The sequence below is a fragment of the Chryseobacterium sp. ERMR1:04 genome, assembly GCF_001297705.1.
Lineage (GTDB): Bacteria > Bacteroidota > Bacteroidia > Flavobacteriales > Weeksellaceae > Chryseobacterium.
This window is the reverse complement of sequence record NZ_LIRF01000003.1, coordinates 949011-971165: the sequence shown is the minus strand read 5'-3', so window position 1 is coordinate 971165 and position 22155 is coordinate 949011. Positions and strand designations below refer to the sequence as shown.

Annotated in this window: 26 protein-coding genes; 9 read left to right on the top strand and 17 right to left on the bottom strand. The window is 32.6% G+C overall.

Annotated elements, in window-relative coordinates; genetic code table 11:
* Positions 1-314: 314 nt before the first annotated feature.
* The 14 genes from AMQ68_RS04545 to AMQ68_RS04475 form a co-directional block, all read right to left on the bottom strand.
* The gene (locus tag AMQ68_RS04545; protein WP_054509408.1) at positions 315-776 is read right to left on the bottom strand and encodes a hypothetical protein; all 462 of its coding nucleotides are present in this window, start codon (positions 774-776) and stop codon (positions 315-317) included.
* A 44-nt stretch (positions 777-820) separates the two neighbouring features.
* Positions 821-1618 carry a hypothetical protein gene (locus AMQ68_RS04540; RefSeq protein ID WP_054509407.1) on the bottom strand — a complete coding sequence of 266 codons (798 nt, stop codon included), beginning with the start codon at positions 1616-1618 and terminating at the stop codon, positions 821-823.
* A gap of 80 nt (positions 1619-1698) precedes the next feature.
* Positions 1699-2436 (bottom strand): hypothetical protein, encoded by a 738-nt coding sequence (locus AMQ68_RS04535; protein ID WP_054509406.1) that lies wholly within the window; start codon positions 2434-2436, stop codon positions 1699-1701.
* A gap of 189 nt (positions 2437-2625) precedes the next feature.
* A complete protein-coding gene (locus AMQ68_RS04530; protein WP_054509405.1) occupies positions 2626-3159 on the bottom strand; it encodes a DUF4303 domain-containing protein in 534 nt (177 codons plus the stop codon).
* Positions 3160-3318: 159 nt separating this feature from the next.
* Entirely contained in the window at positions 3319-3852 is a 534-nt protein-coding gene (locus AMQ68_RS04525; protein ID WP_054509404.1) for a hypothetical protein, read from the bottom strand.
* 154 nt (positions 3853-4006) lie between these two features.
* Positions 4007-4273 (bottom strand): hypothetical protein, encoded by a 267-nt coding sequence (locus AMQ68_RS04520; RefSeq protein ID WP_054509403.1) that lies wholly within the window; start codon positions 4271-4273, stop codon positions 4007-4009.
* Positions 4273-4707 carry a hypothetical protein gene (locus tag AMQ68_RS04515; RefSeq protein ID WP_054509402.1) on the bottom strand — a complete coding sequence of 145 codons (435 nt, stop codon included), beginning with the start codon at positions 4705-4707 and terminating at the stop codon, positions 4273-4275. The genes AMQ68_RS04520 and AMQ68_RS04515 overlap by 1 nt, the downstream gene beginning before the upstream one ends.
* Positions 4676-5077, bottom strand: a complete 402-nt coding sequence (locus AMQ68_RS04510) for a hypothetical protein (protein ID WP_054509401.1) — start codon at positions 5075-5077, stop codon at positions 4676-4678. The genes AMQ68_RS04515 and AMQ68_RS04510 overlap by 32 nt, the downstream gene beginning before the upstream one ends.
* Before the next feature lie 269 nt (positions 5078-5346).
* The gene (locus AMQ68_RS04505; protein WP_054509400.1) at positions 5347-5643 is read right to left on the bottom strand and encodes a hypothetical protein; all 297 of its coding nucleotides are present in this window, start codon (positions 5641-5643) and stop codon (positions 5347-5349) included.
* A gap of 74 nt (positions 5644-5717) precedes the next feature.
* Positions 5718-5951: a hypothetical protein gene (locus AMQ68_RS04500; protein ID WP_054509399.1), complete on the bottom strand. Its 234-nt coding sequence runs from the start codon at positions 5949-5951 to the stop codon at positions 5718-5720.
* Positions 5952-6002: 51 nt separating this feature from the next.
* Positions 6003-6515, bottom strand: coding sequence for a hypothetical protein (locus tag AMQ68_RS04495; protein ID WP_054509398.1), 513 nt, complete (start codon positions 6513-6515; stop codon positions 6003-6005).
* Positions 6516-6608: 93 nt separating this feature from the next.
* The gene (locus tag AMQ68_RS24820; protein ID WP_054509397.1) at positions 6609-6932 is read right to left on the bottom strand and encodes a hypothetical protein; all 324 of its coding nucleotides are present in this window, start codon (positions 6930-6932) and stop codon (positions 6609-6611) included.
* Between the two features lie 383 nt (positions 6933-7315).
* The gene (locus AMQ68_RS04480; RefSeq protein WP_054509395.1) at positions 7316-7798 is read right to left on the bottom strand and encodes a hypothetical protein; all 483 of its coding nucleotides are present in this window, start codon (positions 7796-7798) and stop codon (positions 7316-7318) included.
* The gene (locus AMQ68_RS04475; protein ID WP_054509394.1) at positions 7798-8100 is read right to left on the bottom strand and encodes a hypothetical protein; all 303 of its coding nucleotides are present in this window, start codon (positions 8098-8100) and stop codon (positions 7798-7800) included. Before AMQ68_RS04475 ends, AMQ68_RS04480 begins: the two co-directional genes overlap by 1 nt.
* Positions 8101-8481: 381 nt before the next feature.
* Here AMQ68_RS04475 and AMQ68_RS04470 point away from each other — a divergent pair, with 381 nt between their 5' ends.
* From AMQ68_RS04470 to AMQ68_RS04435, 6 genes are all read left to right on the top strand, one after another.
* Positions 8482-9006: a hypothetical protein gene (locus AMQ68_RS04470; protein WP_054509393.1), complete on the top strand. Its 525-nt coding sequence runs from the start codon at positions 8482-8484 to the stop codon at positions 9004-9006.
* Between the two features lie 459 nt (positions 9007-9465).
* Positions 9466-10041 (top strand): hypothetical protein, encoded by a 576-nt coding sequence (locus tag AMQ68_RS04460; protein WP_054509391.1) that lies wholly within the window; start codon positions 9466-9468, stop codon positions 10039-10041.
* A gap of 81 nt (positions 10042-10122) precedes the next feature.
* A complete protein-coding gene (locus AMQ68_RS04455) occupies positions 10123-10758 on the top strand; it encodes an ankyrin repeat domain-containing protein (protein ID WP_054509390.1) in 636 nt (211 codons plus the stop codon).
* Between the two features lie 646 nt (positions 10759-11404).
* Positions 11405-11956 (top strand): hypothetical protein, encoded by a 552-nt coding sequence (locus AMQ68_RS04445; protein WP_054509388.1) that lies wholly within the window; start codon positions 11405-11407, stop codon positions 11954-11956.
* Between the two features lie 166 nt (positions 11957-12122).
* On the top strand, positions 12123-12563 hold the full coding sequence (locus AMQ68_RS04440) for a hypothetical protein (protein ID WP_054509387.1): 441 nt from the start codon (positions 12123-12125) through the stop codon (positions 12561-12563).
* The gene (locus tag AMQ68_RS04435) at positions 12529-12768 is read left to right on the top strand and encodes a hypothetical protein (RefSeq protein WP_123905606.1); all 240 of its coding nucleotides are present in this window, start codon (positions 12529-12531) and stop codon (positions 12766-12768) included. The genes AMQ68_RS04440 and AMQ68_RS04435 overlap by 35 nt, the downstream gene beginning before the upstream one ends.
* Before the next feature lie 3 nt (positions 12769-12771).
* Here the strand turns inward: AMQ68_RS04435 and AMQ68_RS04430 are convergent, their stop codons facing one another.
* On the bottom strand, positions 12772-13248 hold the full coding sequence (locus AMQ68_RS04430; RefSeq protein ID WP_082383971.1) for a pentapeptide repeat-containing protein: 477 nt from the start codon (positions 13246-13248) through the stop codon (positions 12772-12774).
* Between the two features lie 202 nt (positions 13249-13450).
* Here AMQ68_RS04430 and AMQ68_RS04425 point away from each other — a divergent pair, with 202 nt between their 5' ends.
* The 3 genes from AMQ68_RS04425 to AMQ68_RS04415 all read left to right on the top strand — a co-directional run bounded on the left by AMQ68_RS04425 (position 13451) and on the right by AMQ68_RS04415 (position 15242).
* Positions 13451-14107 carry a hypothetical protein gene (locus AMQ68_RS04425; RefSeq protein ID WP_054509384.1) on the top strand — a complete coding sequence of 219 codons (657 nt, stop codon included), beginning with the start codon at positions 13451-13453 and terminating at the stop codon, positions 14105-14107.
* Positions 14108-14165: 58 nt separating this feature from the next.
* Positions 14166-14843: a hypothetical protein gene (locus AMQ68_RS04420; RefSeq protein ID WP_054509383.1), complete on the top strand. Its 678-nt coding sequence runs from the start codon at positions 14166-14168 to the stop codon at positions 14841-14843.
* Positions 14844-14918: 75 nt separating this feature from the next.
* Positions 14919-15242: a hypothetical protein gene (locus tag AMQ68_RS04415; protein ID WP_054509382.1), complete on the top strand. Its 324-nt coding sequence runs from the start codon at positions 14919-14921 to the stop codon at positions 15240-15242.
* A 361-nt stretch (positions 15243-15603) separates the two neighbouring features.
* Here AMQ68_RS04415 and AMQ68_RS04410 read toward each other — a convergent pair whose 3' ends face one another.
* Together AMQ68_RS04410 and AMQ68_RS04405 are read right to left on the bottom strand one after the other, a co-directional pair.
* Positions 15604-18693, bottom strand: coding sequence for a gliding motility-associated C-terminal domain-containing protein (locus AMQ68_RS04410; RefSeq protein WP_054509364.1), 3090 nt, complete (start codon positions 18691-18693; stop codon positions 15604-15606).
* 103 nt (positions 18694-18796) lie between these two features.
* Positions 18797-21946 carry a T9SS type B sorting domain-containing protein gene (locus AMQ68_RS04405; protein ID WP_054509381.1) on the bottom strand — a complete coding sequence of 1050 codons (3150 nt, stop codon included), beginning with the start codon at positions 21944-21946 and terminating at the stop codon, positions 18797-18799.
* Positions 21947-22155: the final 209 nt, after the last annotated feature.

Here is a 22155-nt window from a genome sequence, read left to right as displayed (position 1 = left end):
TTATAACATATCTCAAAGATGCCGATAACAGGTATTGGAAGTTGTGGATCTATTTAAAGATATTAAACCGCATATCGCTTTGAGCGTTTATGCGGTTTCACATCAATTATTATTTATACTTAATTGAATTAGTATTTAATGTGTTTTATGATTTGATTATTAATGGGTTATAGTTGTTTTGAGATGGGTTTGTTTGAATGTCCAATCTTTTCCTCAAAGAATCAAAAAAGGGGTGTTATGATTGGTATTCCTTGTATTTCCTATATAATCTCTATATTGATAATCATTATTAGAGATCTATAGGTTACCTTGTTTTATTTTATTTCGTCTTCAAATTCTAGAAAATCTTCATGAAGACCTTGGATTATCTGTCCTGTAGATTCAAAATTTTCATCGGTCTTCATCAGGGTCCAGCTTATTTTATCCCGGTCAGATTCTTGGTTTCCTTCGTCCAATAGCCCAATGACGTTGTAAATAATACCTTTGGAGTAGGCGGAAAGAAAACTCAATAATTTTTCCTCTCCCACGGCATCTTTTATGGTATTGTATTTTTCATCCAGCTCATCATCAAAGTCAGCGGCCATAGCAATATTGTCGTCTGTAGATTTTGCAATGTCGAATAGAGACTTAAGGACTAGAAATCGGGCAAATTGTGGGAGTCCTTCTGTGACTTCACTGGAAGCCCAACTGGACGGGTTTTTGGCGCCTGCATTGCCCAGTCTCATGACTAAGCTTTCATATTCTTCTTTTTGTACGTCTGTGAATGTAGATCTCATAGGTTCTTTATATTTTTTGTGAGGGGTATAATGCTGAATGTATTTTATTCTTTAATGAGGTACAACCCAAATTGGTGGGTAAATAGATACTGCTTTCCATTTAAATTAATGGTGGTAGGCATCATCATATCATCACATTTAAATTGATAGGTATTCAGTTGATGATAGGCCAGATAAATAGGGGTTACCATTTTTCCGTTTTCCCAGCGTATTAAAACATCGTCATCAAACTTAGGGATAGCAGTTGGTAATTTAGAAAAATCATTTTTAAATAATTCAGTTTGCCTCACCACTAAAGTATTGTTTCTGATTTCAAATATATTGCAACGTTCTTGATGAACCACGGTATATTCGCATGGGGTTAAATGATATGTTTTTAAGAGGGATATTTCAAATTCATCTAGCATTTTAAATTTGATGCTGTCAGGATATTTTGTTCCCAATTGTTCTGATTTTTTATCCAAACTATCTTTGAAAACAACCGTTTTGAAATCTTCGTGTTTTTTATAATCCGGATAAAAATATTTCTGTTTGTTAAGGTATACATTACCAGCTTTATCAATATAAAATGGCTTTTTCCAGTCTGCTACCTGATCAAAATAAACAGTCTTATTGGCATCAATAATTTTAAATGAAAGTTCACTGTTGCTTGGTTTTAGAAGTATTTTATCATCTTTTAGAAAAATAATTTCGCTTATATTCTCGGTGCCAATGATCTTTTTAAACTTAGTCTCATCCTTAAGGAGATCCTCTAAAAAGGGTACCTCAGGGTGCGCATCCTTTTTAGGAAAAGGATTACAGGAAGTAAGGATTACGACCATACAGAATAGGATATTTTTCATGTAACTTTAGTTGAATAAATGAAGATTTTGCTATTTTTAAAATGAATGTACACCCTAATTACCTATAATGGCGGTCTCTTTTATGATGAATATTCAAGAATATATACGATGTCTTTTGTTGGGTCCAGCATCGCCAGAATATCACCACCTCCATTAATTGACATAAATCGATAGCGTTCTGTTGCGGCGACAAACATTTCTTCGTTTATTTCATAGTCGAATGTTACATTATACTTTAAGTTGATAAAAAATTCTTCAAGAATGGATAAGGCATCCTCTTTATCAGACAGGAACGGTTTTTTATTTTTTCCATAGCCTTCTGTTATGACCGAGATATGGTGATGGGTTCCAAACTTCTCATAATAGTATTTTGTGAATTCATAGCTATAGAAGGCTTCTGCGTAATATTCAGCATTGGATAAGTTTTGAAATTTTGACACTTTTTTTAACTGTAGTTCAATGCTTTTTAAATATTCAGCATCTGTAGTTTTGTTGGCAAGATACTGGTCCCGATTCAGTAAAAAATCCTGTTGCAGAAATTCATAGAGTTCAGGGACTTTATCATATTCTTCAAAAACTCTAAGATCCCCTAAAAACTCGTATAATCCATTGTTATACTTGAACCCAAAGAAGTTCTGCTCGGCATATTTAAACTTGTCTTCACAAAAAAGCCCGTCTGTTCCCAACAGATGAATTTGGTAAGGTTTACCAGCAATGGATATTGTAGCTGTTAAAAGGGGTCTGAAATAGACTCCCAATGATGGGTCTTTAAAAACATTTTCCAGCCTTGGGTAAAGTAAAACCGTATTTTCTTTCATATGTATAATATTATTTTTTGGTAACTTTTATTTTTCAAATGTTCTTCGGATCTCGTTTTGTATTTTTAAGGTGTATGATAATTTTTAAGAGTACACGATTGCTTAGTTTGAGATACTGATATTTAATCCTGTTACTTTGTAGAGGAATCATATTAATGAATTGATATGCTCTTCGTTGGATGGTTATTCCTAATTTCTCCAAGTTTTCATCCAATCTAAATATTCACTGTTGTACTCATTGTCATTGAGCCTGTTAATAATATTTTTTATATCGTTGTTTTCAAATTCATATTCGGAAACGGTAAATGTTAAGAAGATCTCTTTTCCTGTAATTTGTTTGAAAAAATTCTCATTTTTTAGTTTTTCCAGAACGTTAATACAGGTGTCATACAATGTTTTCTGAAATTGGAGAAACCATTCGTTATCCTCTTCATTTTTATCCAGCTCAGCGCGAAGTTGGTTGCCAATTTCATTAAATTCCTGGTCAGCACCTTGCATTTCGTATTTCCATTCTGCGGGTTCAAATTTGTAATAAGTCAAATCTTCCTGATCAGCGCTGTCCAAATGTTTTAAAGTATTGGTGGATGGGCAAACAGTCATTGCACCCTCATCGCTGTACAGGGCAAATGCATAGATTGAGTCGGAGCCGTACGCGTTAAATATTTCTAAAAATGCTTTTTTTGTGGCCTTTTCAATGCTTTGCTGTAAAATTTCAAAATTCATGGATGTATTTATTAAGTTCGGGATGTTGTTTTTGAAGTTTCTAAAATAAGGTATTGCTAATGAAGTATAAATAGTATTGACTTCATTATCTATTGTTTTTTTTAATTAATAGTTTATTAAATTAATTATTGTAACTCTTTTCAATCTCTGCAATCCTTTTTAGGACTTTAAAGTTTTTACCTCCATCAATCTTATTCCATTTGTTAAATAATTTTGTAAATGCAGCTTTAGTAGATTCAATGAAATAATCCATGTTAAAAGAATAAAAGTGATATTCTTTCTTTTGAATGTCAAACCACGATATTTCTCCATTATTATTTTTAATCCGATACATAGTATTGGATTATCTGTGCCTTTTAATTTAAAATAATGATTTGAGAAATAATTTTCAATTGTATCATAATACTCAATTTCTTCATTTAAATCTTTAAAATCGTTTTTCTCATATAAAATATCTCTGCAATTTGCAATACATCTTTCATTTTCAAAATAGAACGGAAATGATTCTGTTAACAATATGGCTTTATTTTTTTGAAACCATTCATAAACTACAAGAATATCCCATTGATGATTTAATATTTCAACTGTTTTTGATTGATCGCTAAGTACTAACACAACTTCTCCCCAAATCTCATATTCTGAATTGAACTCTTCTTTATAAGGATTTGATTTTAATGTTAAATTAAATAACAACTTATTTATAACCTACTATTTTGATAATTCATACTATTTTCATTTAGCCATTTTCTTGATTTTACCACATAAATTCTTCATGGTCTAATCCTATTTTGCTTATTACCTTGGCTGGGTTATTTTCCTGGTTATAGAAAAGCTTTTTGGTAATTACCTATTCTTGTGTAGGAGGGAATGGATAGTCATCTAAAGGCAATAATTCTTCTCCTCTTCTTGCTAAATAGTTTTGAATTCTACCTAATTCATAAGAGTATTGAAACACTAAATCTTGATTAGTTTCTTTAAAATCAATCGTTACAAAAGGAGAACCGTCTAAGTATTCAACACTTTCTTTTTCTATACTTGTATTATTTTCTCTATTGAACCTGTACGTAAATTGAGTAACTGCTGTTGGGGCATACATTATCTTTTTTACTTTCATTACTTCTTATTTTCCATATAGATCTTATAATTAGTATCATCTAATTCTACCTGTATTTCCTTAAAAGGTTTATACTTATGCTCTTCTGGTAATAAATCGTAGATATCTTCATAGTAAACTATTTCATTACCAAATAATATTCCTTGTTCGGAAATATTTTCATATTCCAAATCATCAAACTCGAGATCCGTTGCACCATACTCAAAGCACAGGATAATAAAATCCCTCAAAAAGCTATTGAATCTTGGTGTATTTAAATAAGCTGTTTCTGAGTTATCAATTATCACATTGGAATTATCATTAGAAAGTTCATCAAAAAAAGCATCAGAGCAAAATGTTATAAAAAAATGGTCTTTTAAAAAACTTATTTTAACGGGTGCTGCATAAATACTATCATCATTATTAAAAATAACATCTTGATAGGTAATTAACAAATCTGCATTTACAATTTCTTCTAATTTGATTATTGAATTTCTTTGAGTATATATATGAATTATGTAATAGTTTTTTGTTATACGTATAGAGGTTATTAATTCTAAAAGTTGTCCAACCCTCAGGATATATATATTTATCAGTTCTAATAAGACTTAATACATCTTCCTTTATATGATCACTCATTTTAATATGATGAGGCAATAAAATTCCATACTTATTTGCCAATAGAACATATCGATGTATAAAATCTTCTTCATTTTCTTCCAAATATTGTTTTGCCTTTTTATTATTCCAATCAATAGTGTAAGAAGAAACATCAAAATCCATTTCTGCCCAATACTCACTTGTATTATTTATTGTATTACTCATTTTTGCTAATTTTAAAAGTTCCTTGGTATCGCACGAATTCTTTTGTGTGGTTTAGTATTGAATAAATATTTTATATTAAAAGCTCTTTAAAAATACCAATATAATCAATGATCGCAAACTTATTTATAAAATATAATTCTTCGAGATTGTGAAACTTCTATTAAAAACTCAGCGATTATGCTTTTATGAAGGTTATTTTTTTGAGAGAGAGTATTGAAAATAAAAACGACATGATATAATTGTTTGATTATTAGATTTTTTATCTTTCACTAAATGATTACATATTTGATGATTTGCTCTAAAGTAATAGGGTCTTTTTCTGTTTCAAAAATTTTTTTCAAAAAACCTTGTTGCTCTAGTATATTTAGATCTTCAATACCATATCCGTCCCAACCAACAGCAATGTTATAGCTATCCTGTAACATTGCTTCTCCTATATTTAGAGATTGTGTAGGGAAATCAAAAATCCATTCTGTTTGAAAAATTAATTCATTTAACTTTAAATCTTCTGAAGCTTTTTTTATTTCTGTTCTAAAGTTTTCTAATTCAATACTATTTAATGCCATTGTTTGTTTAATTTAACATTCTATATCTTTTCAAAAAATTAATTTATTTTTTGGATGTTACCTTTATATAATTATCATCTCCATGAATTCATTTTATACTTAAAAAAGTTCGTTTTTATATCTTCTATTCTGTTTTCAAGAGCTTTAATGCCTATATGCAAGTAATTTTCTTTTTCAGATTCATTTAAGATGTAAATGATATCAAATCCCGGGTTGGGTTTAGGAATTGGGATCAATAATTCAATGTTATTGTCTTCTTCAGAAATATAATATTCCCAATCTTTTTTTTCTAATAGTTTTTTACTCATTATTTCAATCAATTTAGGTATAGATTTAGTCAATATTATTTCGGAAATTTTTTATTCTTCAAAAGAATGATACCATTTTTGTATCATTTCTAATGTATTGAGCTCGGGATATACGATTTCTATTATTGTCTTTATCTTGTGTACAAATTGTAGGGTGTCTTTTTGTAACTCTGCAATGTTTACATATTCGTATGGAATTGGAGATTTCCATTTTTCACCAGAGCCATTTTCTATTTTTATTGTTGTTTCGTCAGTTTTAGTAAGTAGAAGTTTTCTTTCTGTTCCTTGTGCGTAAAAATCTAACAAATACTTTTCTTTTGTATTGCCATTGCATAGTTGGTAAATATTTAGCAACTGTATAGTAAATACCGAAAAATCATAAAATAGAAATACATTCCAATTTTCTTCTAAAGAACTAAATGTAAATTTTATTTCTGCACTTTCATTGAAAGCGTCTTCTATTATATTCAAATAACTGGGAATATGATCATAGTCTCCGTCATAGATTTCGTATTCGAAATTTTGTAATTTATTTAATTGTATATAAGTTAAATCAAATTTCATATTATTTATTCAATACTTTTTATAGTAGTCCGTTTCTTTATACAAAAAAAGACTGGCTTATTGTGATTAAAATAGCCATTTTAATTATTGAACTTACTTGAGTTTTATAATGATATCATTTTCCTGTAGGCGCATGTTTTCATTATTAATCATAACCTCTCTCCAGTTTAATGGATTGTCTGATTCGCAATCATTTATAATTCGATATTCAGAATGTCCTGTATTTTCTTTAGGGATTTTAAAAATATTTTTGATTTCATTCTTAGAAATATGATATTTTTCAGACATATTTATTAAAAATAAAACTTCAAGTAGTTCATTTTTTAATTTTATACTTTCGTTTTTATTTTCATTGATTTTTATCGATTCATTTATCCTTTCAATTTCACTTGAAATCATGTTTTTTACTAATTCCATCAGCCTGTTTTTTCAATATGTTTCTTTTCTTCAAAATTTTTCTTGAATAAAGGTAATTGTTCGAAATGTAATACTGTTACCTATTCTTGTTCCTCATCCTCATTAGGAGGAAAAGGATACCATTCTAGTGGTAAGAGCTGTTCTTCTTCTTCTTTTACTAACTGACATTGGATCCGCCCCAATTCGTAAGTGTATACAAAAATTAATTGAAAAGGAGTTTCTTTAAAGTCTATTGTTACGAAAGGAGAGCCATTTATTATTTCGGCTGTATTTTCAATATTTGTATGTAAATTGAGTAACTGCCGATGGGGCATACACTATTCTTGATCCTTGTGGCTTTAATTTTTATTAATTTTACCAGTTTAAGAAATCATTTTGAGAAACTAGTGAAAGTTTAGCATTTGCTCTTGAGAGGAAAATCTATCTGCAAAATCAAATAATTTCTCTGCTAAGATCTCCAATCCAGGATTCTTTTCACTGTTATTACTAATGCTTTTGTATAAAGCCCGTAATTCCTGAAATGTATACATATCTTCTTTTTTCACCAGCTCTATTCTCTCTTCGTTTATAAATTGAAAGACATCCCAAAAACTTTTTTTCAAAAGAGGAGTAACCGGGTATTTTTCAATGGGAGCTATTTTATTTACCAAAAATTGTTCAGGACTTTTTATAAGCCATGCACAATACAAATTATTCTCATTAAACAATAAAGATACATTTTCAGCTATTTGCAATTCGGTAAATTCTCGGCTATCTAAAAAAACATCTCCATATCCTAACCAGATGCTGTCAGAAGATGCACAGTATCTATACTTAAATGGCTCCAAATCGAATGACAAAGGCTGAACAATTTTAGGAATACCCACTATTTTTTTGCTTCATTTACTAAATCATACATACCATCGGGGTATCTGTCTAATTCACTGTAATCTAAATAAATAGAGGTGAGTAGATTATCTTGGGCATTAAATCTAAATGTATCATTGTCTTCTGTAAATAACCAGCCTCTATCGCTTCCATTAGTTGTTAATATTTCATTGCTTATTTCCTTAGTACTATTGCATGTTGTTAAATAAATTGTGACATCATAGAGAAGCAATCTCGGAGTTGCAGACAATTGCTGTCCAATACTAATTTCTATATCTACGGTATTCGTTAATTTATACATAGTTTTATTTGATACTTTAGATTATGGATGTATAACCCCTTTTTGTTGTAGGTACTTTACCATCAAATAATTATTTGAGAATTAATACCCAATGTAAGATTTATTAGTAAGACTTTTAATACTGCAGTTTTACTATTTTCTTTTGAACTTCATAACACCTCTAAATTAATCTATTTCCATTTTATCCACTTGTTTTTTTAATTTTCCTTTAACTTTCACGTTTTCCAAAATCTTTATCATATCTTTTTTTGACAATTCTATTAAAATTAAAAATAGCATAAGTTCTAAATCAAACTGAAATATTTTAGTTAAATTACTGAGCAGTAAAGAAAATTAGATCCTTTTAATTTAATATAACGAGGAAGAGTAAGACCGTAAAATATGGGAAATTTTAATACGACATTTATACTATTGAAAAAGAATGAAATTGCTAGAGAATTCTTATTTTATTTTCATGAAAAACTTTTAAAACTGGATATTTCTTTGGAAAAAGAGTGGGGAAGAATTATTTTTAATGATAAAAGAAATGATGATGAAAAAGAACCTTTTGAATTAAAGAATTTCAAGACAGACGAAGAGATTATTGATTCTTTATGCTCTTGGGAAGGGCTCGGGCTTTTATCCTATAAACATATCAATATTGAATTCCCTTTTTATATAAATTATATCTCATGGGATGATACCTATTTACAAGGTATTGAAATTTCATTCAAAGGCTCAGCAGAGAATTATACAAATAGAGATCGTATTAAGAATAATGTTATTTTAAAAATCGCTGAACGAGTTAATTTTCAATTAATAGTAGGAAGTATGGGAAATAGCGAAGATGATTTTAGGGCAAACTTAGACTTAGTATATAATTTGGAATATATAAAAGATAAGAAGTTTGATATTGATATAAGATGACAAAATATCCCCAAGCTCCAGCAGTAGTATAGTACTAAATTCTAAATAGTACCAATAATTAATCTTTGCCCATCTACTTTTTCACTTGCGTACTCAATAAAGCATAATTTTTATTTTCTATATCTTTGCAGCTGAAAACTAATACACTAAGCAAAACAATTACAACATGCAAGCTAAATTGCCTTTCCATTTCGATATGGAAACTGCCGATCCTGATGATTCTATGACCCTGGCTATTTTAGCAACACATCCGAAAGTTCACCTGGTAAGTGTTTCCGTGCATCCGGGGGAACAGATCAGATTGGTTTTGTACGCCATATTTTACGAATTCTTGACAGAGAAGACATCCGCATCGGAGCAGGAACTCCCAAATCAATTGCCAGCCGGGTTTCAGGTTTTTATAGAGATTGGGTTGGGAAATTTGAACATTCAGAAGCAGACGATACTGCGGCAAATATCATGGCGGAAACACTTCTGCAATTTCCCGATTGTACTTTATTAACCGGGGCAGCACTTACGAATCCGCACGCTTTATTTGAAACCGGAATTTTCTTTGATCGTTGGTTTTGTCAGGGAGGCTTTGCAGGAGACAATATCGTTCCAAAAGAGCACCGTCTGGAGAAATTTGAGGGAAAACGTACTTGTGCTACTTTTAACCTGAATGGTAATCCGCTTGCTGCAGAAGCATTGTTTTCAATCCCGATGAGCGAAAGACGTATGATTAGTAAAAATGTATGCCATGGTGCCATCTTCACCAAAGCGGATGCTGAACTGCTTATTCCGTTTCGCAGTCACAACAAAGGACTGAGCTTGTTTCTGGATGCGGTAGAATTAAAAGAAAAAGCGCTTCACGACACCGTAGCAGGTTTACTGGCAATTGATCCTTCGAAAGCACATTGGGCAGAAGTGATTCCCTATAGAAAAAAGGGCGAATGGGGCTGTCTTGAAGCAAAGGAACATCCGGAGCAGCATTCATCACTCATTACGACTTATGTTCCAAATTTAACAGATCTTTGGATGGTGATTAAACCTTAAATGAATTTCGAATTTATTAAATGAACCGCTAAAGGGAGAGAATGAGCTCTATTTGGGTTAAAAAAAGTTAAAATAAAGACCATGATAAATAACGATGAAATCATTAGCATCATATTAAATAAAGATATTGATGCTTTAAAAGAATGGATAAATAATGGTGGTGGTGCGACAACTTTAATTGGAGATTCTGATTATAAAGAAAGTCTAATAAATTATATCATAGATGAAATTGAAGATGAGGACGGAGAGAATATTTACCTTCAAATGTTGGAAATTGTAATTGAAAATGGTGCTGATGTAAACTATTTTTATGCAACATTTAACGCTCCTGTTTTTCAGGCGATCTCTTTAAAAAGCCAGAAAGTAATGAAGTTGCTGTTAGAAAATGGAGCTAATGTAAATTTTGTAGGTGAAGAGTCAATGACCCCGCTTATTGATTTGGCTTACTACCCAAATATTGAGTTGATGAGATTACTATTACCCTATACAAGTGAAGAATTTATCAATAAATCCGGGTCTTCTCACGCGAAAACAGCTTTGGGATTGGCATTTAATAATGGAAATTTAGAAATGATAGAATTATTGCTACAATACAAAGCGGATCCTTATGTAAATGATGGAGAAGGTTATTTAACGATTGAAAATATCCCAAGAGATATGGATGAGGGTCTTAAAAAAGAGATTTTTAATCTTATAGAAAAATATAAAGCGAATTAAATATTCAGAAATCTTTGGATTAACTAAAAAGTCCATCAATGAATATAAAAACAACAGCAGAAAAAAAGCTTAAAATTGTGAGACAATATATCTTTATTCATACAAAAGAATATCAATCAGGAAGGTATATGCTATTAAATGAATTATTTAACATACAATGAATCAGGAAAAATTTATAAATAAAATTAAGTCAGGTAAGACATGCCATTATATTTATAAAGTGAATGAAGGGAATGAAAATTCTGGACTAATACAGGTATGGTTACATGATAATCAAATCATATTAACTTGGGAGGAATGCCCTGAAGGATTACAATATGATGAATCTTCCTATTCAAAAGATGAAGTTCACAATTTTAATAATTTTAAAGAATTGGACGATTTTTTTAATGATCATAATATCCTTTATCTAAAGTTCAAATCTTAAGTATTCTCGCCCTCATGCTGAACGATTGCTTCGTATAGTAGTTTTATTTAGCAACACTTCCTCAAAATTTTTATCTTTATAAAAACATAATTAATGAGTCACTAGTATTTTGTGGTCGTAGGTTGGCATGATGAAAATACAAAGACATTTCTTTTGAAATAGACGGCTGGTTATATTTTTATGAATAAAGCATTCAGTTTAACGAATTAATTAAAAAATATGGGATCTTCCTATTCAACAGATACTATTCTGGTAATAGAAAAAACATTTATTGAGGATATTGTAAATGTCATACATGAAATTATGCTTGAAAACAATTTTACAATTGATCATAATTATAGCAGTTTTCACTTTGAAGATACAGATCCTAGTCCTGATAGTGATATTGATGATGCAAAAACAATAATGGTGGAAACCTTAGAAGATGCTTTAAAAACCTTAGAGGAATTTAAGAAACATCCTACAGGAGGTTCTTATAGTTATGATATGCATTGGGGGTATAATGAAGGTTATAGTACGTTGGTAGCTTTTCTATCATTTGACTACAAAAATATAGAAGCTGTTATTTTTTACGTTAGGCAAAATGTTTTTGAACTGGCACATGAAAAAGAACTCAAAAAAGTGTTTTCAGAAATAAATAAACGTGCTAAAGTAATTGCAGCAGCCCAAAACACCGATTATGGTACAGACGATTATCATGAAATTATTGTAATAGAAGAAATTCTGTCAGGAAACATTCATACAAAATATGAGTATAAGTTTAGGGAGTAAATTAGATCAGATTGTTGTTGTTAGAATATTTTATTTATGTTACATTTTTTATTCTTGATGAATATGGAGATAAATTTCTTTCTTACTCTCCTTAATGGTTTAAAATTTTCACACATCAATTATTAACTAAAATTTAAACAGCCTCTGGTATCTTAAAAATATTATTATGGGAAGAATAATCATAGATTTAAACAATCCAAAATCAAAATATTTTATTACTCAGAACAAAGAAATAGTAAATAAATATTTGTCGGGTATTCAAGATGTTAATATAGTCAATAGATTGATAAATAAAGTCATACATGATGAATTAATATTATATGTGGAAGAAGGGTTTATGTATTTGAGTTTGTGTAAAACAAATTATAATACCGTATCTCAAAACACTTTTGTAGAACTACAAAACAATACACTATTACCACGATTTCTTCAATATTCAGAGAATATGTATGTAAATTTTGATTATGAAAATGATATATTTATTAATTCTGAATTAGGAGAAAATTATCTAAAAAATAATATTCCATGTTTAGTTCATTTAGATAAGGATATTATAATTTTTTATGTTTTGGATGAAGATGACGAATCTTTCATTATACCTCAATAATCTAAATGCCTTATATGATAATGGTAATTATGAAGATATTATACAATTTATAGACAAACAACCTTATTATTGGGCAATTTCTATCATAGAAAATAAAGAAACCATAACTGTTTTGAATGAAAACCAGTTAGAAGAGTATAATAAATTTCTAAATGAGTTTTTTGAAACCAATAATATAACATCTTTTATTGTCTCAGAGATTTAATTTTTAGTCAAATAACCAAACAACATTTTTTTCAATATTATCACTTATTGCTGAAAAAGACTTGTCTGTGATTTCAAATTGTGTATCATTTATTATATTATCACTAAAAGTAATATTAGTGAAATTACAATTCTTAAAAATGCACGTTATGATTTTTGCTCCCATTATTTCAGAACCAGCAAAAGAGCAAGATATAAAGGAACAAGATGTAAATGATGTATTATTTAAATTAGACTTTGTAAAATCAACATTTAGAAAGATACATTCTTCAAATGATGTTTGAACAAAGTATGATGAATAAAGTGATATGCAGTTAAATTCAATATTGCTGTATTTAGATTTTACAGAGATAAGATTGTCCAAATTAATATCCTTAATGATTAAATTTTTCATCTCTATTTCATTAAAATTAGGTAAATCACTGAAAGTATAATCAAGTTTTTCCATTATTGCGCTATACAAATTAAATCTGTTTTCCATTTTATTTAAAATTTCATAATTATTTCTAGTATTCCGGATAATTCTTGTGGAGTTAAATTTGTATGATCAAATTTCTTTATATATTTTTCGTGTTGGATATACTAATTTAGTGTGAAGTTAAAGTTAAGGATAAAACCTTATTTTTAAAATATAAAACTGAATATTTCGTGTACTATTCAAACCAATCATAAAAGCTAATTCAATGAATGACCAACTCCATGAACTTCTTTATTACTATAACGAAGAAGGATACGAAGGATATGATTTAAATGAAGTACAACTCCTTGAAAAAATAGATTTTGAAAGAGTTGAAAAATTAAAATTGCTTCTTCATCATGAAGATCAATATATTGCTTATCAGGCAATGCTTATTTTACTTGCATGGTCTATACCCGAAGGCTTTAAACTCCTTGATCGGTTTATTGCTGAAAAATGGGATGAAAAAGAAAATTTTGAACCTCATAGAATAAATAATGAAGATAATGTATATGATGTAATTACAGATGCCTTATATATTGCTACCCTAAAAGGAAAATCCGAACAGGAACTTTATCCTTATATCAAATATTTTCTGAATATGTATGGTGACCAATTTTTTGAATCCAATCTAAAAGATTTTCTTTTAAAGAAAAATTGCAGACCGCTTTTAAAAGAAATAGAGCTGGCAATACATAATGCTTTACAAAATAAAAGGTATTATCAGGCCAGTCAACTGTTTCCGGTACTTGTGCATTATGATAAAGATATTTTTAATAAGTATATAGATATTTTTAAATCTTTGATAAATCAAGATGATAGAATTCGGTATAATATAGAAGAAGCAGAAAAAAGGAGATTATGCCAAGGTTCTGAATCTTGACCGAACTGAAATCAGTAATATACTCCCAAAAAAGTTTCAATTAATAAGAACCAGACAAATGTATACAGATTTAGAAGATAGGCTAACGAAAAAATACTATCGAGAAATAGTTGAAAAAGCTTTAGCACAGGCAAAAGAAGAATATGAACAATTTCCGAGTAATCCCATGAACATTTCTTTTTATCATCAATTACTGGATATAAAAAAGACGGTAATTGATGATAATGTAGTCTATACAGAAGATGAAGCGTATAAAAAATATCCAATGGCCCTAATGGTCGTAAGGAATTTTCTTGGCGACGAAGCAAATACGGAGTATGCCTATATGCTGCAAGATATAGTCTGGGGAATATCATTATATCCTGCTATGATTGAAAAAATTGAACTCATTAAGCAAAAATTATTTGATGGAGATGAAGAGGAATGCCTGAAAGAGGTTTTTGAAATTGAAAATCAAAAGATCAAATTAATTGATTTTTACAATAACCCATTGAGAGGATTAAAAAAAGAAATAGGGGCTAAAGGCTTTAATACATTAATTAAAGAAAGTAAATTCAGTCTAATAAATAGTTTTATTGAAAAGTATGTTTCTGAAAATGGATTAGAAATTAATTATCTTACAAAAAATGAGGCTATTTACCTTTTTTCATACGGAGAATATCAACCGGGAAGATATATGCTATTTTTAGAAGGTATATGTCTAAAGAAACTTTTTACAAAGAATGAAAGAAGCTAATATCTACATTGATTAACCATCAAAAAAAATGAGATAAAGAGTAAAAGGAGAGAAGATAGTCAAATAAATAAGCCATTGGAAATTGAAGAAGAAATTAAAAAGATAGAAGAAATTTTAGGTATAGCGTCTGAGGAGGAAGACAAAAAATCAAATTCGATTACAAGATTAAAGCTCAAAGATGTAATAATTGATGATTTTTCCAAATTTTCACCCTATCTCAGCAAGCTGAGAACTTTAGATCTCACCAACTGTACCATTTCCTGTTTTTCCGAATTATTGAAATTGGAGCATTGCAATTATTTCTATCTGGATAATGTGACGTTCAGAAACTATGTAAACGATAATGATATACTAGTATCTACCAAGCCGTTTCTAATTATTGAAAAATATAAATATTGAATGTAATAACATTCAAAAAAATCAATAAAAAGAAGTCATTTTATAAGACCTCTTTATTTAAATTCTCTAAAAAAGTGTTCGAAAACTGCATATTTGGGGTCATCAAGATGGGAGAAGTATTTTTTTAATGAGTAATATAAGTGTGGCTGCGGCATTTAGTTGAGGTGTTTCTTTAGGAGTATGGAAAAAGTAGAAAAAATGGGATGGTATAAAAAAGAATCTTTAACGTCATTGATGTGAAATGTGAATATTTTCTTTAAGTAAGTGGCAAAGCGATGTTACTATTATACAAAGTTCTAATAAACCAAAAACCCCCTGCAGAGTTCAACTCGGCAGGGGGTTACATTAAACAAATCAGTTATTAATTTCTATTTTTGACTAAAATCCATCCGGAATAGGTTATTTTTTGTTCAGTATCTGGTTCTTTCCATTGTATTTGATACCAATAGGTTCCGGTGCTTACGGGTCTTCCGTCAATGCGTCCGTTCCATTTATACTCTTTAGTTTTATCTGAGGAGAAAACGGCTTGTCCGTAACGGTTGTAGATGATGAATGTAAAATCTTTGAGGTAAACAAGTTCGGTGTAATCCAGGGTATCGTTTATTCCGTCATCATTGGGAGTGATGGCATTCACAAGATTAGGAACGGTTATTTGAATCTGGATAGGCTGACAATTGAAAGCATCTTTTACATAAAACGTATTCTTCCCACGAGGGAGGTTTGTAAATAAATTTGAATCCTGCCATGCAATGTCGTCTCTTGAATATTGATAAGGAGGTGTTCCTCCTTCAACGGTTAGTGTTACGGTATTGTTTTTCACTTCAACATGCTTGATCTTTGGAGTTGGAGTATTCATTACTTTTACGGATTGTTTGGTTTGACAACCGTTAAAAGTAAGAAGTACCCAATAGTTTCCCACCGCAACATTCTGGATAGAGGACGTAGTAGCGCCTGTGCTCCACAGGTAATCTGTATATCCGGGTCCGGCATCCAGAGAAGTCATGGTACCTGGGCAGATGTATTGGTCTACCAGAAGAGGGGACGGCTTAGGCGGAGTAACATGCAATGTTATTTTCGCAAAATCAAAACATCCGTTGGCGGTAATTACCTTAACATATACCACAGCATTGGGAGAGATAAACGGGTTTGGAACCGTAATCTCATTGGTATCATTTTGAGCATCGTTAAGAGTTGGGTAATATCTTTTTGTTACGGGAATGGTTGTGGTAACGTTCGCTGTTGTTAAATTAAATGTTCCCAGATTCGGATTGTTTGCCGTAAAACAACCTTCGATAGTCGCATCCATTACCACAGGAGGCGGCGCAAACGCAAGGTTTATTTTTGTGGTATCGGTACATCCATCTACCGTTGTTACTTTTACATAAACAGAGGCCGGAGCAGTTGAAGGATAAGCATTGGCAGGAATAATTTCATTCGTCCCGGCCAGCAAATCAGCCATGGTAGGATAATAATTCTTCACTGCAGTTGCTGGACCTCCTACATTGGCAGTGGTAAGGTCAAAAGTCCCCTGGCCGTTATTGTTACATGACAGTACGGTTGCATTATTCAAAACTAAAGGCTGTAGGGTTACATTCACTTTCACTTGTTCACAGTCTATAAATTCGGGTGCATTTCCGCAAAATTTATAGGTAAAAGTATCGGTTGTAGTTCCTGCATTAGCGGTATAAGTAAGAAGTCCTGTAATAGGATCTACTGTTAAGGTACCACTCGCGGGAGGGGTTATAATTTGCACGGTTCCGGGTACCGGAGTTTGTGTTGAAGTCGTAAATGCAGGAGTGATGGTTGTTGGAGTACCAGTGCTGCATATAACGATTGGTTTTACACTGTTTGCCAAACAGGTAAATACTTTATAAGGGTAGGTTACAAGCGGAACGCAGGTGCTTTCCGTGATCGATACGGTATAATTTCCTCCCTGTGTTGGAACATAGGTATTTGAGTTGGCTCCGGGAATAGGATTTCCATTAAGATTCCACTGATAATGAGTAAATCCGTTTTCTACTTCTAAAGTAATTCCTGGAATACAGTCGCCTGAAGATTTTTTAATCACGGGCATGGAGCTGAAACCTGCAAAATAACCACCATATCCTAAGTTTCCACTTCCTCCGGTAATCCCTGCGGTAACCGCTTTGGTAGAAGTTATGGTCACATTTCCTGTAATATTGGGAATAGAATACGATACCCAGTCCGTTGTTCCTGTCACAGGAAATGGACCTGTGCTAGCTGCGGGATTAACATTGTTCACAGTCACTGTTGCGCCGGTCTGAGTCAGGATATTAAGCTTGACAAAAAGAGGCGGATTGAAGGTTGTAAAATAGGGCATTTCACCTATTTTCCCAATTTCATCAATTTTTTTTGGAAGAAAACAGTTTAAAGGAGGCATATAGTTAAAACCCTGAGTCGCATCATTGTCTGCAATCCCGGATAGAAGCTGATACACATATACATTTTTAGTTGCTTTAATGTACATATTGAGATGAGAAGGTCCGTTTACGATATAATTCATCGCACTTACGCGATAGTACTGCCCTTCGTTCAGGGTGGCTACAGGGGTTGGATTATTGTTGAGTCTGATCTCGGTATTGTTTTCCGTGGCAACAATAATCGCTCCTTCAATTTCCGGAATAAGATTCCCCATTCCTTTGATAAGGACAAATTCATTGCCCAGACGTTCTACAGGAACAGACTGATCCATAATAATATCTTCTCCATTATAAGGAGGAGCCATTCCAAACTGACCATGATAATTTCCATTGGTTACCGATACGGGTTTATCGGCTTCAATTTTAGCCCCAATGAACCCGTCTTTGTTTCCTGGTTTATTGGCATATCCCGCAAATACATAAGACTGCCCTTTATTCAGGGTAATGGTGATGGTAGGTTGGGTAAGTCCGTTAAAGTTATTGTAGAACCATGTGGTCATGGCATATCCTGAAACTTTAACCTTGGTATTGTTTTCTGTTGCTAAAATTCCGCAGGTAAAGTTTTGGGACAGCTCGTTGTTCATCAATGGGCTGTATACTGCGTAGAACTTTGTGCCAATTCCTGCTTTTCCTTTTGAGGTTAAAATCTCCCCGTGGTTAAGTTCCGAGAATCTATAGGTTGCAAAATAGGGTAGATCTCCATGAAGATAGAGCCCTCTTGTTTTTATGCTCATGGCATCAGATGTATTCTGTCCCATCATGAGGTTTAGCGGAACATCAAAAGTCTGCGGACTTCCCTTGCTGATTGTTACGGTTCCTATGGCCAGATTATTATTGTAAATGGTTACCGGAAAAGGAACCACCGAATCTGTTGATAAAAACAGGGCCTGTCTCTGCGAACCATTACTGGAACTCGCCACCATGGGAGCAAACCAATGATCTGTATCTCTTTGTGCCCAAATAGAAGTGGAGAAAAAAGACAGTATTAATAGTAATAGTATTCTTTTCATAAATGATAAGGAAGATTAAATTAAATATATCCTAACAGCCGTTTCATCAACGTGTTGCTGTTTTGATATCATGCGATGATTAAAAGTGTTGAAGGATCAAATGCTAATTCAGGTTTTTCAATAAAATCCATCCTGTATATTTGATGACAGCATTTTTCAGGTTAGGCTCTTTCCATGAAATCTCATACCAATAGGTGCCTGTAAACATTTTTTTATTTCCTGACATCCCATCCCAGGTATAGTTGTTAAAAGAAGTTCCTTTAAATACATTGTTTCCATATCGGTCATAGACTAAAAATGCGAAGTCTTTTTTATAGGCAAAATCGGCGTAAGAAATATGGTCATTAATGTTGTCCCCGTTGGGAGTAATTGCATTGATGACATTGATGATTGTAATTTCTAGACTCACAGGTTCACAGTTGAATGCATCTTTTACATAGAGTCTGTTCTGTCCGTTTGGAAGTCCCAGGAATATATTGGAAGTCTGCCAGTTTATATTGTCTTTAGAATATAAATAAGGTGGTTTTCCTCCTGTTACGGTAAGAGTTACTTTATTATTCTCAAGATCAATATTTTTGATGACCGGTTGTGGTGCTATTTTTACAGAAACTTTTTGCTTGGTAAAGCAGTTGTTGTATTCTAAAATGACCCAGTAATCTCCAGCTTCTACGTTAGATATAGAAGAAGTTGTTGCGCCTGTGCTCCATTGATAAGACTGATATTGTGAGCCTGCGTCTAAAGTGGTGAGTCCACCAAGACAAATCAGTTGATCTACGAGTAACGGAGATGGGTGAGATGGCGTTACGGTAAGGGTAACGGCAGCTATTGAATAACAACCCGCTGCATTGGTTACTTTGATGTAGGCTGTTCCGTTCGCAGAAAGATAGGTATTCGGCGTAGCAATAGGATTTACCGCAGAAACAGCATCCTGTATGGTTTTATAATATCCTTTTGTAATCAATGTTTCTGTGGTCACTGTTACAGCGGTAAGATCAAAGATTCCTTTATCCGGAGTTGCTTCTATATAACAAGCGGTCAATGAAGCATTTTGTATTTGAGGGCTTGGGCTAAACTGGAGACTGATTTTCGCCTGAGCAAAACATCCTTCAGGAGTTGAAACCTTCACATAAACATCTTTGGGAACAGCAGAAGGATAGGCATTGGCAGGAATAATTTCGTTGGTTCCCGCTAATAAATCTGCAACGGTTGGATAGTATTTTTTGATGCTTCCTATCGGTCCGCCCACGTTCGCAGAGGTAAGATCAAATAGAGCAGTACCGTTACTGTTGCAGGCTTTTAAGATGGTATCTGTTGCGGTGACTGATTGTACGGCTATATTGATTTTCACTTCTTCACAATCTGTAAACTCAGGGACATTGCCACAGAATTTATAGGTAAAGGTATCTGTTGTTGCTCCTGCATTGGCTGTATACGTAAGAACACCAGTGGTTGGGTTTACCGTCAGTGTTCCATTGGCTGGAGCCGTGATAATTTGTACAGAACCTGGTGATGGAGTCTGGATAGAGCTTGTAAAAGCAGGAATTATTGTTTTTGCTCCTACCGAACAGAGTGTTACTGCTTTTATGGTATTAACGACACAAGAAAAAGCTTTATAAACCGGAGTGGTTGCCGGAGGGCAGCTTCCGCTTACGGATACTGTTGCGGTATAATTTCCGGGTTGGGTTGGGGTATAGGTATTGGAAGTAGCTCCCGAAATTGGATTTCCATTAAAATTCCATTGATACGAAGCATAGCTGTCGTCTACTTCAAGGATCATTCCCGGAATACAGGTTCCATTCTTTTTGGAGATAACGGGAATTGAAGAGAACCCTGCAAAATAACCACCATAGCCTACAGCCTCATGGCTAGCTACAATACCAGCGGTCACCGCTTTTGTTGATACTACCGTAATGTTACCTGTAACATTAGAGACAGAATATGACACCCAGTTAGGATTTCCGGTCACAGGATAGGGTCCCTGAGTACCTGATAAAAAAATTCCATTGACTGATACCGTTGCACCTGCTTCGGTAATGATGTTTAATTTAACGATAGGATTCGTAGGTGTGATATAAGGTAATGTATCAATCATTCCTATTTCATCTATTTTTTTGGGAAGAAAACAATTGAGTGGTGGAATGTAGTTGGAGCCTCCGGTATTATAATACGTCCCTGCGTTACCACCAGAGAGTAACTGAAAAACATAAACGTTCTTGGTGCTTTTGATTCGCATATTATAATGTCCACTGAAGTTCTGACTGATAAATGAAGTAGATCCGATTCGGTAAAATTGTCCTTCATTAAGGGTCGCAATTGGAGTTACCTCATCATTTACATACACTTGGGTATTATTTTCTGTTGCAATTACAACAGCCCCTTCCAGTTCATAAGAAAGAGGTGCCATGCCTTTTATAACTACATATTCATTCCCCAATCGTTCTACCGGGATGGATTGGTCCATATAAATATCATTCCCTCCGGCACCGTTACCTATAGAGGTATGTTGGCCGTTAAAATTACCATTGGTCACGGAAATAGGTTTGTTGGCCACTATTTTTGCCCCAATAAAACCACTGAGATTTCCGGCAACAGAACCTTTTCCGTCTATTGTATAGGATTGTCCTTTGTTTAAGGTAAAGGTCATAGTGGGGTTGGTAGCTCCTGTAGTTCCGTTGGAGAACTGAACAGAAGGGTTGTAACCTGATACCGTTACCGTTGTATTATCCTCAGTTGCCAAAAAGCCGCATGTGAAATTAAAATCACCACTCGTTGCTGATAATGGTGCATAGGCCGCATAAAATTTGGTTCCGATACCTGCTTTTCCTTTTGAGGTCAGGATTTCGCCATGCTTATCTATTGAAAATCTGAATGTACAGAAAAATGGTTTTTCTCCTTTTATATAAAGTCCTCTGGTTGATGTTGTGAATACTCCCGATTGAGCGTCTGTCATCATTAAATCCTTAGGAATATCATAGGAAACAGGACTCCCTTTACTAATGGTAACTGTTGCTAAGAGTATATTATTGTTGTATATGTTTACAGGAAAAGGAGTTGTAGAATCTGTGGATAAAAACAAAGCCTGCCGATTAGAATCTATAAAATAACTTTGCTTCATTGGAGCAAACCAATGCTCGGTATCTCTTTGTGAAAAAAGATGATTGCTCATCAGGAGAATAAGCAAAAGGCTAAACAAAATCTTCTTTAATAATGAAGACCCATATTTTGCCTGATGGTAAGAATTATTGAGTATCATAAGATAATGGTATTGTAATAATAAAGGTGAGAGTGGGCTGATCATGATGTGAGTGTATTTTTTAATACAGTGATCAGAGATATTAAATGATTGGAGAGGCGTTATCAGCCGATATACATGATGTCTTATCTCCAATAATGTGATAATGAATAGATTTTCTTCATAGAGTTTATTTTGAATGGATAGTGTTGGTAAAAGTGATTGTAAAA